Raw genomic sequence first — 14,091 nt, forward strand, 5'->3', positions numbered from 1 at the left:
GGCAAAAGTAGCAAGCTACTTTCCCGCTGCCGCTCGACTTGCATGTGTTAGGCCTGCCGCCAGCGTTCAATCTGAGCCATGATCAAACTCTTCAATTTAAGTTTGGTTGCCAATTAAGGCGGCTCAATGAATTGCTGAATTAACTGCTGCAACTTTCGTTGCTTTGGTCACTTCATCAGACATTGAAAATCAAAAATTGTTTTTGATGCTCGATGCTGTGAGTGCCCACACAGATTGCTTGATTCAAATTGTTAAAGAGCGACGCAGCTTTTTGCTGCTGCGGGAGTGGCATTCTACTCAACCGCTTTCTCGAGTCAAGCCTTATTTTCAAAGGCTTTTCGAGGCCACCGACCTAGCTGTTTGCGTTGCCGCGTGCCGTGTCGATGGAGGCGCATTATAGGGAGTGAATTCGTTCTGGCAACCCCTCCCCTGCAATAAAATTGCAAAAAAGCGCACTTTTTTAGTTATTCATATCCAAGCACAGCTTTTATACAAACTTATCCACAGATAACGAGTAAAACAGGGGATCCGAGTCTTTTTCTCCCCCTCTTTTCTGACCTCCCACCCGAACCAGCGCTTGCTTTGGCTTCCTATATAGGCATAACGTCAGCCAACCCTGCTTCTTTTACCCAAAGCGAGATCAGCTCGGCAGCCGGCCAGTCACGGCAACCGGAGACATTCTGGCCAGCCCAGAGCGGCGAGCACCCTGCATCTCCCCGCTGTTCGGCCGCACTGCGCAGTGCGGCCAGGGCGCCACTGGCATGAGGAAAGGCAGGCACGGCTTCGGACAGCGGGCCCAACTCTCGCATCAGGCGATTGACGATGCCGCGGGCCGGGCGACCACTGAACAGGTTGGTCAGCGCCGTGTGTCGCCCTGCTGGCGAGTGCAGCGCCGCCCGATGCAAGACTGAGGTGGTGGCTTCATGGCAACAGAGAAAAGAGGTGCCCATCTGCACTGCGCTGGCCCCCAGCGCCAGTGCGGCGCGAATGCCGACACCATCGACAATGCCGCCGGCGGCGATGACCGGCAGCCTCACCGCCTCGACTATTTGTGGCAACAGGGTAAAGGTGCCCTGCTGCAGGCTGAGATCGTCCTCGAGGAAATGGCCGCGATGGCCGCCGGCCTCCAGCCCCTGGGCAATGATGGCATCGGCGCCATGGTCGGCGAGCCAGTGGGCTTCTGCGACCGTGGTGGCGCTGGCCAATATCTTGGCCCCGCTAGTTTTCACCCGGGCCAGCAATTCGGGCTCGGGCAGCCCGAAGTGGAAACTGACCACGACCGGTTTGAACTCGGCCACCATGGCGGCATGCTCGGCATTGAACGGAGCCCGACTGGGAGCTACCGTGCCGGCAGTGTCGCGCACGCCGTATTCATCATAGTAGGGCGCCAGCCGCTGCAACCAGCGGGCCTGGGCGGCGGGATCCGGCGCCTCCTGCCGGTGGCAGAAGAAGTTGATGTTGAATGGGCCCCCGCTCGCCGCCAGCCGGGTCAGCTCTTCGCGCAAGGTGGCGAGGCTCAGCATGGCCGCGGGCAATGAGCCCAGAGCGCCGGCCCGGGTCACGGCCAGGGCCAGCGCGCTGTCCTGCACACCGGCCATGGGGGCCTGAATGATGGGATAGCGCAGCCCCAGTTTGGCAAACAGCGTCATGATGTCGCCTCTTGCCGCTCGGGAGTGACGCCGCCGACCTGGCTGCGCGCCAGCGCGATGGCCCCATCGATGGCCGCACGGGCCTGCGGACTGTTCTGCCAGCAGGTCGAGCCCAGCATGCTGGCCACCAGTTGCACGATATGGCCGGTGTCGGCCGCGGCCAATTGCGCCAGAGTGTGGTAGCCAAGCTGTTCAAGCCGCCCGATGACGGTGGGCCCCACCCCTTTCACGCCGAGCAACAGCGCCCGCTCTTCACCCGAAAATCCTTGCTTGCTCTTCATTGATAAGACTCCTTTCCCATACCCTCATTGCACATCAGGCCCGCGAGGGGCCTGATGAAGACAAGTGGTCAACGTACGCTGCGCAGCAGGAAGTCCGGCTGACCGCAGGAGCGCAACTCGCGCTTTTGCATCTCGTCGGAACAGGTGACGGCATCGGTCCCCTCCTTGTTGAGGCAGATATAGACCTCCCGCAGGAAGCGGCCACCGTCGGCGCAGGCCACCGTGATGTTGTCCGGGGCCAGCCAGTCGTTGGCACTGGCCAGATCCGCCTTGAGCTGGAAGCGGCTCTTGCGCAGCGGCTCGGCGGGAGACTGATAGGCGGCCGGGATCTTCACTTTCTGGCGCAGGTCGCTGGCCAGCTGATGAAAATCGCGCTGGCTCAGGCCGGAACAGGTGCCATGCTTCTCCCACTCATGGCGATAGAGAAAGCGGCTGGGATAGAGGCCGGCAAACTGCTGCTCCATCGCCGGATCCAGCCGCTCGCGGGTACAACTGCTCGGGTAGCCGCGCTGATACTGGGGCCAGAGCCCGTGCAGCACGAATCCCAGCTGGCGGGAACATTGGTCCCGGTCGGCCGGCTTGATGGCGCAGTGCTCCGGTGACCAGGAGAGCGCCATGGCGTAATAGTCAAACTCGCCGGCCTCCCCTTTGGCCTGAACGGCAGAGGAGAACCAGGGGGCCAGCAGCATGCCGAGCAGCACAACAATCTTCTTCATCTTGGGTATCCAGGGTTATGCAAATAGTGTCGAGCGGGCCGTTTCGCCCTCGGGAACGGCCATGCTCCCATATTTTGCCCAAAGGGAACACCCTGCCGGGGCGCCGGCCAATGTCGGGGTCAGACCAGTAAAGGGTTTCCCCTCCCGGCACCGAGGCGTAAGCTGACTCTCCGGCGGGCCCGCACGTCCGGCCTGTTTCCCGTCCGCTTTCCTCTTCAACAGGATGTAACATGATCCGCAAGAATCCCTCCGGCCATCTGCCGGTCATCGACGAGTCAGCCTATATCGACAAGACAGCCATCATCTGTGGCAAGGTGATCATCAAGGAGAACGTGTTTGTCGGCCCCTATGCGGTGATCCGCGCCGACGAGGTGGATGCCAGCGGCGACATGGAGCCCATCGTCATCGGCGCCAACTCCAACATTCAGGACGGGGTCGTCATCCACTCCAAGTCCGGCGCGGCGGTCACCATCGGCGAGTACACCTCCATCGCCCACCGCAGCATAGTCCACGGCCCGTGCGAAGTGGGTAACCGGGTGTTCATCGGCTTCAACAGCGTGCTGTTCAACTGCCACATAGGTGACGGCGCCGTGGTGCGCCACAACTCGGTGGTGGACGGCTGCGATCTGCCGCCGGAGTTCTACGTCCCCTCCACCACCCGCATCAACCAGCAGAGCGATCTGGACCACATCCCGCGGGTGTCGGTGGATGCCGCCGAGTTCTCCGAGGACGTGGCCCACACCAACATCGATCTGGTCAAGGGGTACAAGGCGCTCTCCAACGAGTTCTGAGTCCCGCGGTTGCCAGGATCCACAACGGGCGCCCAGGCGCCCGTTGTCATGACTGTAAAGAGGGTGAAAACGGAGCGTAAAAGCCGTTGAGCTAGCGGCCCGCCTGGCGTTTGATGGGCCATCTTCCCTGGATGGAGTCATCCCATGTCACGTTACCCCCTCGCACTCACTCTGCTGCTTGCCAGCCTGTCGGCCCAGGCCTGCGAACTGCCAGCCCCGCCAGCCGGTCGTCCCGACGTGCGCCCGCCGGCGTTACCCGCCCCCCTCTATCACGCCAGCAAGCTGGGCCAGGATCCTCAGGCCACCGCCCAGGCGCTGTTCAAGAACATTCCGCCGGCCGAAGCCGACAAACGCTATGAGGTGGTGGTAAGCGTCCGCGAGCTGCCACCCCAGCCCATCCGGCTTCAACCCGCAGCCGCCCCGCTCAAGGGGCAGTAAGGCTCACCGCAGAACCGGCCATGAAAAGGGCGCCGCAGCGCCCTTGTCGAGATCATTGCCTCGGATTCCTCTAGCGAGCCCGCACGCAGGCGACGCCGTGAGCCTCTTGCGGCAGATCCGTGATGAGCTCGCCGCTGCCCGGATCGAGCAGAGGGGCCTCCCCGTCGTCGTTGGGGGCATCGCTGCTCCAGAGCCGGCTGTAGAGCGGCCAGCCCTGCTCCGTCAGCAGCTTCATCTCCTCACCGACCTGATGATAGGCGGCAAACAGCGCCGTCAGCTCCCTGACCGCCGGCAGGCGCCAATCATCGTGGCCACGCGCCACCAGCTGCTGACAGTAGTCGCGAGCCCGCGCCTGGCTCATCACCACGTAGTCGTGGGGAAAGGGGTTGTAATCCCCATCTTCATCCCTGGCGCTGCCGTCGTAGGCCAGCGCCAGCCGGTCTGCTTCCGCGCGAGTCAGGGGGCAGACGAAGATCAGCTCGCCCGCCGCCAGCTCGGGATGACGGCAACCCTGGCTGAAATCGGGCTGGGCATCCACCACCTGCACCGCCAGTTCCAGCATCCGCTCGCCCGTGCTCACCTGCACCCGGGCAGGCCCCACCGCCAGAGCGCGCAGCACCCCATCGCCGTCGACGCTGACCCGCTCCGGCGTCATGCTGCGCCACTGCAAGGAGCCCTGCGCCGGATTGCGCGTGCCATCGCTCAGCCGCAGTTCGGCCTGCAAAGCCAGCGCCTGGCCCACTTCCAACCGGGGCGCTGCCGGCGTCACCTGCAGATCGATCACGATGGCAGGCACCGGCGCCTCGTCAGCCACCCCGCTCAATCCGAGCTCGGCGACCGTGGCCGGAGTGCGCCTCGGCTCGGCAGACACGCTACGCAGGAACTCGCCGATGGCATCCAGCTCGTCGTTGGAGAGACCGAGCGCATGCAGGTGATCGGAGGCTTGCGGGAAGAAGGGATCGTACTGCGCAACCCCGGTCGGGAAGCCCACCCCGCTGCTCCACTTGGTCACCCCGAAGTTGTACATGGCCACCACCCCCTGCACGGAACTGCCGATGCGCTGCGCCAGGATTGGGAAGACCCCGTTGTGCATATAAGGTGCGGTAAATGCCACATCCCGCAGGCTGGGGGTCTTGAAGCGCCCCATGTCTGCCTTTTGGCGGGTGTGCAGGAAACGGCCGCGGTCTTCCAGATTGCGGCCATAGTAGGCCAGCCCCACGCTCTCGAACCGGTACTGGCTCAACAGCGGCCCGGAGTGGCAGTTCATGCAGCGGCCATCGGTGCGATAGAGATGCATCCCCCACAGCGCCTTGTCGCTTAGGGCCTGCCCGTCGCCTTGGACGAAGCGCTCGAAGTCGCTGTCGCGGCTGATGATGGTGCGCTCGAAGGTGGCGATCGCCTTGGCGATCCGCTCCAGGCTGATCGCCTCGTCACCGAACGCCGCGGCAAAGGCCGCCGGATAGTCGCGGCTGGCTTGCAGACGCGCCAGCAGTTCGTCGTGATCCAGCGCCATCTCTACCGGGTTCTGGATGGGGTGCAAGGACTGTTCCTCCAGCGAGGCGACCCGGCCATCCCAGAACTGGCTGCTGCTGAAGGCACTGTTGAGGATGGAGGGGGCGTTGCGGGTCCCCTTCTGCCCCTGGTGGCCCACCGAGACGCTCAGCCCGTCGCTCCACCCCTTTTGCGGATCGTGGCAGCTGGCACAGCTGATGTCTTGCGCCCGGGAGAGCCGCTTGTCGAAGAACAGTTGCTGACCCAGCACCACCTTGGCCCGGCTGTAAGGGTTGTCAGCCGGGAAGGGCACCGCCGGCAGCGGCCCCAGCTCCTGCCACTCGACCCCCTCATCAACCCTGGCCGCCGGCCATTGGGCGGCAGGGCCGGCATACTGGGCGCGCAGGGCGGCCATGTCGGGCATGCTGTCGTCACGGACGACCGAAGGGCGTACCGGATAGGGCGCCAGCGCATACCAGATCACGCTGCCCTCCCCCTCCTCGAGCCAGCTGCCCGTGGCGGGCTGGTAAAGAGCGGGGCGGCCGGCGCCGTCCTGCAGCCAGATCCGGGTCGGCACAGCCAGGGCAAAGGTGTGGGGGTAGCGCCAACTCTGCTTGTCCGCCGCCAGCAGCCGTTCGAATTCGGCCAGGCCAGGCAGTCGCCAGTCACTGCGTCCGCAGCCGGTCGGCACCACCCCCAGCCCGGCACGGCTGGCCTGCGGCAACGCACTGCTGCCGCTGGCGTGCAACCAGTACTGGCTGCCCTTGACCCCGGCGGGGTTGCGCACATCGTGCAGGCAACGCCAGTCAGTGCCGCTCGTCAGCCGGCCCTGCTCATCAAGGCGCAGCAGCTCGGCCGTCTCCGGCTCGTCGGGCTGGCTGGGTTGGGCGGGATAGAGCAGCCGCCTCGCCGCCTCGATGGGGCCGCTGTTGCTGCGCCGATACCAGCTGCGTTCCCCCTGATCGGCACGCAGGGCCAGCAGCATCTGCCAGCTGTCCGGATAGTTGAGCTCGGCCCCCGGCTGGCGCTGGGCCAGCAACAGGGTTGCATAGTCCTGGATGAGCGGCTGCTGTTGCAGACGGATCTGTGCCAGTTGCCCCCACTCGCTCTGATCGAGGGTTCCGTCCCCATTGCGGTCGGCCAGCAGGAACAGCGCTGTCTCCTCTTCATCCAGTCGCAAGGAAGGCACGTCAGCGCGGCGGGCCGACAAGGCCGTGGCGCCGAGATCGGCCACCCGGGCCGTCGCGGCGCGCAGAATATAGCTGCCGTCGCTCCCCACCAGCTCCAGCGGCTGATCCAGCAGCAAACCGGCCGGCAGCGTCATGACCAGGGGGCTCTCCTGCCCCAGCTCTCCGCTCACCGCGATGCCGGTAGCGGCCTGGCGCAGCAGCAGGGTGGCCCCCTGCCCCAGACGGGTCGTCACATCGAGCCGCACGGTCAACTCGCTGCGGGTATGGGTCGGTACCGGCTCAACCGGCGGCTCTGTGGGTGGCGTCACCACCGGAGGTTCTACCGGCGGCTCTACCACGGGCGGTGTCACCACCGGCACAGAGGGAACGGGCGCCTGGCTATGGTTGTCATTGCAGGCGGTCAGGATCAGCAGGCTGACCAGTAAGAGGCTGGTTTTCATCGGGCAAAGGGTGAGTGGTCTGAGGAGTCGGCGATTATCCAGTCAAATGACAATCATTATCAATATCGCCTTGCAAATATGTGTTTTGACAACAACCATCCTGCCTCGGACGCCATGACAAGAGGCAGGCATCCGTCGATGCCTGCCCTCTTTATCTCCGTGTACCGGTCACCCGGCAACTTCAGCTCGCGATCAGGAGCACTTCTTCAGGCTGATATGCCAGTTGGCGCCGGATTGCACCTGATGTTGGGCGGCGAAGCTGTCCATGTTCAGCGCCACCGACACCTGCAGCAGGCTGTTGAGGTAGACCAGCGGCTGACCTTCCGGCACATCCCCAAAGCTGCTGACATAGGGGGCCTTGCCCTCGTACTTCAGCGCATCCCCTTCGCTGATCTTGATGCAGGCGTTGTCACCCTTGTTGATCCCCGCCTTGGTCAGCAGGCTGTCGTCGATGTTGGTCCAGACGTTGCCGTACTGCACGTCCAGGATCGGAATGGTGCCCCTGAGAGTGCCGTCCTGCTCGGCCACTGCCGGCTGATAGGGGATCTTCACCACCTCGGCCGGCAGCCTGGGCCCCACCTGCTCATAGCTGATGGCACCGGAGGCGAGCCGGGCGCCGGTGTAGGCGTAGACGTCGCGGCCGTGGAAGGTGTAGGACTTCTCGGAGCCCTTGAGGCGGTTGGTCTTCTCGTCGATCTGGCGCACGGTATCGATGCCGAAGTGCTCCGCCACCAGAGTCAGGGTGCCATTGTCCGGGCTGACGATGTAGTGGCCGCTCTTGGTCTTGAGCACCACCGACTTGCGATCGGTACCGACCCCCGGATCCACCACGCTGACGAACACTGTCCCCTTGGGCCAGTACTGCAGAGTCTGATAGAGGCGGTAGGAAGCTTCCCAGATGTTGTAGGCCGGGATCTCGTGGGTCAGGTCATAGAGCGGCAGGGTGCGATCCACTCCGAAGGCGACCCCCTTCATGGCCGAGACGGCACCATCCTTGAGACCGAAGTCGGTCTGGATCACCAGTGCCTCGTTGGCGGTGGCCAGGCCGCTGGCCAGCAACAGGGCGAGCGCAAGCGCGCGGGGGGCGGTACGAATATCCATATCTGAACTCCTGAAGGCAACGACAAAATAACCATCTAGACATCCAGAATGCCATCACTACCACATATTGCAAGTCGTATTCCCCGGATGGGGGGCGCCGAAAGCCCTCGCCAGCCGGTCGCGGCGGGTGTATGGATAGGGCTGAGTCGCGACCGCTACAAGGAGAGCCCATGAGCCGCAACCAGACAGCCATCCTGCTCAACCTGGGGGAGCACAGCAGCCAGCTGCAGCTGACCCGGGCCGACGGCACCCGCTTTACCCGCGACTTGGGCTTCGGCCTCGAGGCCATGACGCCGGGCCCGTTTCGCCGGGATCCACCGAGCGCGCTGGAGTTGGAGCAGGCCATCATGGTGGTGGAGGACGTGCTGATGCCGCTGGCCGCCGAGGTACCACCCCATGAGGTGGTGACCCTGCAGGCGCCGTTGCCGCTGGCCGAGGTGCTCGGCAGTCGTGAACTGAGCCGGGAGAGCCTGGAGCAGCTGTTCGGCCAGTTTGCCGCCATGGTGGAGGGTGACCCGCTGGCTGCCGCCAACCTGCCCAAAACCCGGCGCTTTGCCGCCGCGCTGCTGATCCTGCGCGAATGGATGCACCATCTGTCGGCCGAGCGAGTAGTACTGGCCGACTGAGTCACGCTAGCCGGCAGCCGGCTCGAAGCGGGTGCGCCAGGCCGTCCAGGCCAACCCCAGGCTGATCAGCACGCTGCCGACGGTGAGCAGATCCACCGCCGCCTGCACGCCGGCTCCATCGCTAACCCAGCCCAGCAGCACAGGCACCCAGTTCGCCACATAGGCGATCACGTAGAAGAGCGACACCAACCGAGCGTGGCTGGCAGCTGGCGCGATGCGGTTGACCAGGGTCGCACTGCCGACGAACACCGCCCCCTGGGCGTAACCGGCCACCAGCAAGCCGAGCACCGCCAGCCACCACGACTGGGCATGCACGGCGCCAGCAAACAGCAGCATGCAGATCGCCAGCGCCAGGGCGCCGCTTTGCAGGGTGTGACGGGCATCGAGCCGACGGGCCCAGAGCTGGCAAAGGCCGGAGAGCACCATGTAGGCCGCGATGAGATAGCCGAACAGGCCAAGATCCCGCAGCCCCAGCAGCTGGCTCGCCACCTTGGGGCCGATGGCCAGCAGGCTGGCCGCCACCGCCCAGGCGGTAAACAGCGCCAGTGCACAGATGAAAAAGGCCGCCCCGGTGGCCTTGAGCCCCTCCCCCAGCGATCCCCTGCCCTGATGCGTTGCCGCAGCCGGCGCCCCTTGCGCGCGGGCGGGCCAGCTCAATGCCACCCCCGCCATGGCGCAGGCCGCCAGTCCCATGATGAGCAGGAAGGGCAGTTGGGTCGGATAGCACTCCAGCTGCAGCGCTAACCCGCTGAACACCGGACCGAGCGCCAACCCGGCGGTGAAGGAGAGGGTCGCGCTGAGGGCGGCCCGCTTGCCGCCATCGCGTGGGCCGAAGCGCAGCAGGGCCACGTTGGCGGCGCCGGTCAGGGCGCCGGTGCCGATCCCGGCCAGCACCCGCGCCAGCAATAGCGACCAGAAAGAGTCCGCCAGAGAGAACAGCAGGGCGCCCCCCAGTACCGCCAGCAGGGCCGGCAGGATCATGGCGCGCAGATCGCTCACCCTGCCCGCCAGATTGCCCACCCCGAACAGGGAGATCAGCACCCCGCCCGCATAGCCGCCATAGATGAGGGTGAGGCTGACATCGCTCAGGGCCAGCGCCTGCTGATAGTGGGGATAGAGGGGGGTGGGCACGCTGCTGTTGAGCAGCGCCGACATCAGCGCCAGCGGCAGAAACAGCAGGATGGCGCGATGGGAGGTAGCCGCCGCAGAGGGGGCGGCGGCACAGAGGGATGATGACATGCAAGGCTCCGATGAGGGCGGGCAAGGCCGCTGACGAGAGGCGCCATGATAACGCCCGCCGCCGCCCCTCGACAGCGACACAAATGCATCAGCCTGCTTCAATAATGCATGTCAGTGGCATCTATCTGCATGTCGACAAGGGTACTCTTGCCTTGTGATCCCGCCAGCGCTGGCTTCTAATGAGCAAGCTCCAACAGGGGCTGACAAACGGGAGGCTCGATGATCAACTGGGACGACGCGCGGTTTTTTCTGGCACTGGCACGGCAGGGCACCCTGCGCGGCGCTGCCGGCGTACTGGGGGTCGATCAGGCCACCGTGGGGCGCCGCATCACTGCGCTGGAGCAGAACCTCGGCTCCAAGCTCTTTATCCGTACCCCCAAGCTCTATGATCTCAGCCCCCTCGGCGAGGCCATGCTGGCGGATGCCAGCGCCATGGAGCAGGCCATCAAGGCCATCGAACGCAAGGCAAGCGCCGGTGACCAAAGCCTGTGCGGCGAGGTGCGCATCGCCACCACCGATACCCTGGCCCAGGCCTTCGTTTTGCCCGCCCTCACCCTGCTGCGCGAACGCCACCCCGGCATCCGACTCAGCCTGCAGACAGCGGTCAGCGTCAGCGACATCGCCTACCGGGAGGCCGATCTCGCCATCCGCGGGCTGCGCCCGGACAACGACGAGCTGGTGATCAAGCGCCTAACCACCATAGAGATGGGGCTCTACGCCTCCCGCGACTATCTGGCCCGCCACGGCACACCCAAGAGCGGCCACGGCCTCAGCCAGCACGCCCTGCTGCTGTTTGCCAGGGAGCTGGTCTCCCGCCACTGGCACAGCCTGTGCGAGGAGCCGCTGCACGAACCCAACGTGGTGCTACAGTGCAACGCCCAGTTGCTGTTGCTGGCGGCAGCTCGCCAGGGGCTCGGCATCGCCCTGCTCTCCACCTTTCTGGCAGACAAAGAGCCAGAACTGGTACGCGTGCTGCCTACCCTGTGCGATCCGGTCGACATCTGGCTGGTGCTCCACCCCGACCTGCAAAAAGCCAGCCGGGTGCGCGCCGTGGTGGATGCGCTGGAGGAGGTGTTTCACTGCCGCTGAGCCGGCGGCGCCTTCTGCCCGCGGCCCCGCATCTGTTACCATGCCAGCCATCAAGACTGTTTCCAGCGCGGCGTGGCCGCGCCCATCCCGACGGGTACCCTTATGTCCATTGCCTCTTTCGCCGATCTGGCGCTCTCTCCCCGCTTGCTGCAGACCCTGACCGAGCTTGGCTACGCTGCGCCGACTCCGGTGCAGGCCAGCGCCATCCCGCTCATTCTGGCGGGGCGCGATCTGATGGCGGGCGCCCAGACCGGCACCGGCAAGACCGCCGCCTTCGTGCTGCCGCTGCTGGAGCAGTTGCTGCAACACCCGACGAGCGATGCCCGCCCCATCCGCGCCCTGGTGCTGGTGCCGACCCGCGAGCTGGCGGTGCAGGTGCATGAGAGCGTTACGCGCTACGCCAAGGGTACCGACCTCACCAGCACGCTGGTCTACGGCGGGGTGAGTATCGCAGCTCAGGTGGAGGCATTGAAAAACGGCATGGATATCCTGATCGCCACCCCTGGCCGCCTGCTCGACCATCTGCGCCAGGGGGCGCTGAGTCTGGCCGCGCTGCGCCATCTGGTGTTTGACGAGGCAGATCGCATGCTCGACATGGGCTTTATGGACGAGATAAAGGCGCTGCTGAAGCAAATCCCGGCCGATCGCCAGACCCTGCTGTTTTCGGCCACCTGCGACGACAACCTGTTTGCCTTGAGCAAGGTGTTGTTGCGTGACCCGGCACTTATCGAAGTGGCCCCGCGCAACACCACGGCGGCCGAGGTGGAGCAGCGGGTCTATACGGTGGACAGCGATCGCAAGCTGGCGCTGGTCGAACACATGCTCAAGGTGAAGGGCTGGGCGCCAGCCCTGATCTTCAGCCGCACCCGCCAGGGGGCCGACAAGCTGGCCCAGCAGCTCGGCAAAGCGGGCATCAACGCGCTGGCCTTCCACGGTGACCTGTCACAAGGGGCGCGGGAGAAGGTGCTGCTGGAGTTTCGCGCCGGCACCCTGCAGGCGCTGGTAGCCACCGACGTAGCGGCCCGCGGCCTCGATATCACGGATCTCAACTACGTGATCAATATGGAATTCCCGTTTGTGGCAGAGGATTACGTGCACCGCATCGGCCGTACCGGCCGCGCCGGCAACAAGGGGCTCGCCATCACCCTGTTCAGCCCTGAAGATGCGCCGCTGCTGGAGAAGGTGGAGGCCGTGCTGGACACCCGCCTGCCCCAGCAGTGGTTCCCGGGCTTTGAGCCGGATCTCACCCGCTTCGAGCCCGAGCCGCGCCGCAGCAGCAAGGCGGCCCAGAAGCAGCGCGCCCGAAAGCAGGCGCTCGCTGGCAACAAGAGCAAGGCCCGCCGCTGATCCGGTGAGGGAGCCCAGGCTCCCTCCGCATGGCCACATGGCCTACTCATTTACACCGTTTTTGGCCCTGTGAGCGGGTCCATGACGGGCATACAGTGCCTCATCACCCCAGCATGGACACCAGATGTGGCACACACTCTCCACCCCCTCGACGACGACGCGGCCTTTGCCGCCAGCTTCGCCCTGATGCAGCAGCTGCGCCCCCACCTCAGCTGCCCGGAGCGCTATGTGGCGCAGCTCACCAGGCAGGCACAACAAGGCTATCACCTGCTGGGTGCACGGGACGCCGAACGCATCGTCGGCCTGGCCGGCTATCGCCTGCAGGAGAACCTCATCTACGGGCGCTTTGTCTATATCGATGACCTCGTCGTCAGTCCCGACCTGCAGCGCAGCGGCCTGGGGGCGCAGCTTCTGGACGCCGTGCGCGCCGAAGCCCTGCGGCTGGGGTGCGATCACCTGGTGCTCGATACCGGCCTGCACAATGCGCTGGCCCAGCGCTTCTACTTTCGCTGCGGGTTGCTCTCCCGCGGGATGCACTTTTGCGAGGATCTGCGCCCATGAACCAGGTACTGCTGATCAATGCCAGCGCCCAGGGAGCTGCCTCTCACGCCAACCGGTTGGCGCTGGATCTGGTGGCCTGTCTGCGGCAAGCGCACCCGGCCCTCGCGCTGGTCGAACGCCCTGTTGGCACTGACCCCCTGCCGGCCCTGAGCCAGGCCTATGTGCAGGCGCTGACCACGGCCACCCCCTTTGACGCCCCCGAGCTGGCCCTCTCCGAGACGCTGATCCGGGAGCTGGAGCAGAGCGATGCCCTGCTTATCGCCACCCCGCTGCACAACTTCACCCTGCCGGCCGCCCTCAAGCTGTGGATTGACTATGTGCTGCGCATCCATCGCACCTTCCAGTCGAGTGCCGAGGGCAAGCTGGGGCTGCTGGCCGACCGCCCCGTCTACGTCCTGGTGGGATCTGGCGGCTTTCATCAGGGCCCGCGAGCCGGGCAACCCGATTTCCTGACCCCCTACCTGCGCCACGCGCTCAACACCCTGGGGCTGTTCAACATCCATTTCTTCTATCTGCAGGGACTGGTGTTCGGTGACGAGGCTGTGCGCCAGACCATCGACACCAACCGCGCGCTGCTGGCGCAGCAGCCCCTGTTTAGCCGGCTTGCCGATCCACACCACCTTGGAGTACTGCCATGACTCAGCCAAGACTTCCCTTTTCCACCCTGTCAGCCGAGGCCTATCAAGGGCTGCGCGCCACCAGCGACGCCCTGGCCTCAGGCCCCCTCGGTGCCCCCTTGCTGGAGCTGGTCTATCTGCGCATCTCGCAGATCAACGGCTGCGCCTTCTGCCTAGGGATGCACGCCAAGGCGCTGCGCGAGTGCGAGGTGTCGCAGCAAAAACTCGATTGTCTGGCGGGATGGCGGGTCAGCAGCCTGTTCAGCGAACGCGAGCGCGCCGCCCTGGCCTGGGCCGAGACGCTCACTTATGTCCATGAGGTAGGCGCACCGGACGAGCGCTACGCACCGCTCAAGTCCCATTTTTCCGATCGCGAGATCTCGGACCTGACCCTGGCGGCCGCCCTGATGAATGCCTTCAACCGGCTGGCCGTTGGCATGCTGCTGTAACCCGCAGACGGCGCTTAGCCTGTATTCGCGACCCAATAAAAAACGCCCAAGCGGGCGTTTTTTATT

Annotated in this window: 14 protein-coding genes and 1 rRNA gene; 8 read left to right on the forward strand and 7 right to left on the reverse strand. The window is 65.0% G+C overall.

What is annotated here, in order from left to right:
* The 4 genes from ACB031_RS15965 to ACB031_RS15980 all read right to left on the reverse strand — a co-directional run.
* Positions 1-98: ribosomal RNA gene (locus tag ACB031_RS15965) — 16S ribosomal RNA — on the reverse strand; the annotation flags it as partial.
* Between the two features lie 492 nt (positions 99-590).
* Entirely contained in the window at positions 591-1,649 is a 1,059-nt protein-coding gene (locus ACB031_RS15970) for a nitronate monooxygenase (protein WP_279484852.1), read from the reverse strand.
* Entirely contained in the window at positions 1,646-1,930 is a 285-nt protein-coding gene (locus ACB031_RS15975; protein ID WP_017781082.1) for a Pathogenicity locus, read from the reverse strand. The genes ACB031_RS15970 and ACB031_RS15975 overlap by 4 nt, the downstream gene beginning before the upstream one ends.
* Before the next feature lie 68 nt (positions 1,931-1,998).
* Positions 1,999-2,646, reverse strand: coding sequence for a ribonuclease (locus tag ACB031_RS15980; RefSeq protein ID WP_019839879.1), 648 nt, complete (start codon positions 2,644-2,646; stop codon positions 1,999-2,001).
* Between the two features lie 230 nt (positions 2,647-2,876).
* Here ACB031_RS15980 and ACB031_RS15985 point away from each other — a divergent pair, with 230 nt between their 5' ends.
* Together ACB031_RS15985 and ACB031_RS15990 are read left to right on the forward strand one after the other, a co-directional pair.
* On the forward strand, positions 2,877-3,437 hold the full coding sequence (locus tag ACB031_RS15985; protein ID WP_005309014.1) for a carbonic anhydrase: 561 nt from the start codon (positions 2,877-2,879) through the stop codon (positions 3,435-3,437).
* Between the two features lie 144 nt (positions 3,438-3,581).
* Positions 3,582-3,875, forward strand: a complete 294-nt coding sequence (locus tag ACB031_RS15990) for a hypothetical protein (RefSeq protein WP_005309011.1) — start codon at positions 3,582-3,584, stop codon at positions 3,873-3,875.
* A gap of 70 nt (positions 3,876-3,945) precedes the next feature.
* Here the strand turns inward: ACB031_RS15990 and ACB031_RS15995 are convergent, their stop codons facing one another.
* Together ACB031_RS15995 and ACB031_RS16000 are read right to left on the reverse strand one after the other, a co-directional pair.
* On the reverse strand, positions 3,946-6,996 hold the full coding sequence (locus ACB031_RS15995) for a cytochrome c peroxidase (protein ID WP_371139884.1): 3,051 nt from the start codon (positions 6,994-6,996) through the stop codon (positions 3,946-3,948).
* 192 nt (positions 6,997-7,188) lie between these two features.
* Positions 7,189-8,097, reverse strand: coding sequence for an S-adenosyl-l-methionine hydroxide adenosyltransferase family protein (locus ACB031_RS16000; RefSeq protein WP_126881148.1), 909 nt, complete (start codon positions 8,095-8,097; stop codon positions 7,189-7,191).
* 170 nt (positions 8,098-8,267) lie between these two features.
* On the opposite strand from ACB031_RS16000, the gene ACB031_RS16005 reads away from it, so the two are divergent.
* Positions 8,268-8,723, forward strand: coding sequence for a hypothetical protein (locus ACB031_RS16005; RefSeq protein WP_371139885.1), 456 nt, complete (start codon positions 8,268-8,270; stop codon positions 8,721-8,723).
* Between the two features lie 6 nt (positions 8,724-8,729).
* On the opposite strand, the gene ACB031_RS16010 is transcribed toward ACB031_RS16005, so the two are convergent.
* A complete protein-coding gene (locus ACB031_RS16010; RefSeq protein ID WP_371139886.1) occupies positions 8,730-9,962 on the reverse strand; it encodes an MFS transporter in 1,233 nt (410 codons plus the stop codon).
* A gap of 219 nt (positions 9,963-10,181) precedes the next feature.
* Here ACB031_RS16010 and ACB031_RS16015 point away from each other — a divergent pair, with 219 nt between their 5' ends.
* From ACB031_RS16015 to ACB031_RS16035, 5 genes are all read left to right on the forward strand, one after another.
* Complete coding sequence (locus ACB031_RS16015; protein ID WP_371139887.1) at positions 10,182-11,051, forward strand: LysR family transcriptional regulator; 870 nt, start codon at positions 10,182-10,184, stop codon at positions 11,049-11,051.
* Positions 11,052-11,153: 102 nt separating this feature from the next.
* Positions 11,154-12,398, forward strand: coding sequence for a DEAD/DEAH box helicase (locus ACB031_RS16020; RefSeq protein WP_371139888.1), 1,245 nt, complete (start codon positions 11,154-11,156; stop codon positions 12,396-12,398).
* Positions 12,399-12,524: 126 nt separating this feature from the next.
* Positions 12,525-12,959 carry a GNAT family N-acetyltransferase gene (locus tag ACB031_RS16025; RefSeq protein ID WP_252602072.1) on the forward strand — a complete coding sequence of 145 codons (435 nt, stop codon included), beginning with the start codon at positions 12,525-12,527 and terminating at the stop codon, positions 12,957-12,959.
* Positions 12,956-13,597 carry an FMN-dependent NADH-azoreductase gene (locus tag ACB031_RS16030; protein WP_017780216.1) on the forward strand — a complete coding sequence of 214 codons (642 nt, stop codon included), beginning with the start codon at positions 12,956-12,958 and terminating at the stop codon, positions 13,595-13,597. The genes ACB031_RS16025 and ACB031_RS16030 overlap by 4 nt, the downstream gene beginning before the upstream one ends.
* Entirely contained in the window at positions 13,594-14,025 is a 432-nt protein-coding gene (locus ACB031_RS16035) for a carboxymuconolactone decarboxylase family protein (RefSeq protein ID WP_019839891.1), read from the forward strand. The genes ACB031_RS16030 and ACB031_RS16035 overlap by 4 nt, the downstream gene beginning before the upstream one ends.
* Positions 14,026-14,091 lie beyond the last annotated feature (66 nt).

It is taken from the genome of Aeromonas sp. S8(2024), assembly GCF_041403085.1.
Lineage (GTDB): Bacteria > Pseudomonadota > Gammaproteobacteria > Enterobacterales > Aeromonadaceae > Aeromonas > Aeromonas dhakensis.

Excerpts from the sequence above, each read along its gene's own strand:
- ACB031_RS15970 (WP_279484852.1), bottom strand. The coding sequence starts at position 1,649 with ATGACGCTGTTTGCCAAACTGGGGCTGCGCTATCCCATCATTCAGGCC.
- ACB031_RS15975 (WP_017781082.1), bottom strand. The coding sequence starts at position 1,930 with ATGAAGAGCAAGCAAGGATTTTCGGGTGAAGAGCGGGCGCTGTTGCTC.
- ACB031_RS15980 (WP_019839879.1), bottom strand. The coding sequence starts at position 2,646 with ATGAAGAAGATTGTTGTGCTGCTCGGCATGCTGCTGGCCCCCTGGTTC.
- ACB031_RS15985 (WP_005309014.1), top strand. The coding sequence starts at position 2,877 with ATGATCCGCAAGAATCCCTCCGGCCATCTGCCGGTCATCGACGAGTCA.
- ACB031_RS15990 (WP_005309011.1), top strand. The coding sequence starts at position 3,582 with ATGTCACGTTACCCCCTCGCACTCACTCTGCTGCTTGCCAGCCTGTCG.
- ACB031_RS15995 (WP_371139884.1), bottom strand. The coding sequence starts at position 6,996 with ATGAAAACCAGCCTCTTACTGGTCAGCCTGCTGATCCTGACCGCCTGC.
- ACB031_RS16000 (WP_126881148.1), bottom strand. The coding sequence starts at position 8,097 with ATGGATATTCGTACCGCCCCCCGCGCGCTTGCGCTCGCCCTGTTGCTG.
- ACB031_RS16005 (WP_371139885.1), top strand. The coding sequence starts at position 8,268 with ATGAGCCGCAACCAGACAGCCATCCTGCTCAACCTGGGGGAGCACAGC.
- ACB031_RS16010 (WP_371139886.1), bottom strand. The coding sequence starts at position 9,962 with ATGTCATCATCCCTCTGTGCCGCCGCCCCCTCTGCGGCGGCTACCTCC.
- ACB031_RS16015 (WP_371139887.1), top strand. The coding sequence starts at position 10,182 with ATGATCAACTGGGACGACGCGCGGTTTTTTCTGGCACTGGCACGGCAG.
- ACB031_RS16020 (WP_371139888.1), top strand. The coding sequence starts at position 11,154 with ATGTCCATTGCCTCTTTCGCCGATCTGGCGCTCTCTCCCCGCTTGCTG.
- ACB031_RS16030 (WP_017780216.1), top strand. The coding sequence starts at position 12,956 with ATGAACCAGGTACTGCTGATCAATGCCAGCGCCCAGGGAGCTGCCTCT.
- ACB031_RS16035 (WP_019839891.1), top strand. The coding sequence starts at position 13,594 with ATGACTCAGCCAAGACTTCCCTTTTCCACCCTGTCAGCCGAGGCCTAT.